Origin of the sequence: Thermus aquaticus, from assembly GCF_001280255.1 — a bacterium.
GTDB lineage: Bacteria > Deinococcota > Deinococci > Deinococcales > Thermaceae > Thermus > Thermus aquaticus.
In genome coordinates this window covers 1-665 of the sequence record NZ_LHCI01000033.1, presented here as the reverse complement: position 1 = coordinate 665, position 665 = coordinate 1, and the positions used below count along the sequence as shown (strand labels likewise).

Genomic DNA, 665 nt, shown 5'->3' with positions numbered 1-665 from the left:
GCCCGGGTCCTCTACGGGGACTTCATCTTCGCCCTGGGGCTTCCCATCCCCCTCTACCGGCTTTCGCTCTTGAAGAAGCTGGCCTACCTCCTGCTTCCCGTTTTGACCAAGCTTCCCTTTGGCCTCCTCTACCCCACGGGGGAGAAGCAGGAAGAGTGGGTCGTGGACTGGCGAAGCCGCTACTACCGCTTTGCGGACCTGGTGGCGGGGGACTGGCACTACCTCAAGCGCCACATGCCCGAGGACATGCGGGGGAAAAGCGTCCTCACCAACACCACCACCGAGGAGGACGTGGCCTTCTTGAGGGCCAGGGGGGCCAGGTACCTCATCACCACCACCCCCAGGCTTTCGGGTAGGAGCTTCGGCACCAACGTGATGGAGGCCCTTCTCGTGGCCCTGGCGGGCCGGGAGCTTGGGGAAGCGGATTATCTTCGGTATATTGACCTATTAGGGCTGAAGCCCCAGGTCCTGGACCTGGAGAAGCCCCAGGAGGAGAGAGCATGATCAGCGTGACCGACCTGCGCCCGGGCACCAAGGTGAAGATGGAGGGCGGGCTTTGGGAGTGTGTGGAGTATCAGCACCAGAAGATCGGCCGTGGCGGGGCCAAGGTGGTGGCCAAGTTCAAGAACCTGGAGACCGGGGCCACGGTGGAGCGCACCTTCAAC

At 63.3% G+C, this 665-nt stretch carries 2 pseudogenes; both read left to right on the top strand.

From position 1 onward, the window contains the following. Positions 1 to 504, top strand: a pseudogene (locus BVI061214_RS00205) (quinate 5-dehydrogenase); the annotation flags it as partial. Beyond that, a pseudogene (locus tag BVI061214_RS00200) lies at positions 501 to 665 on the top strand (elongation factor P); the annotation flags it as partial. The pseudogenes BVI061214_RS00205 and BVI061214_RS00200, both read left to right, overlap by 4 nt.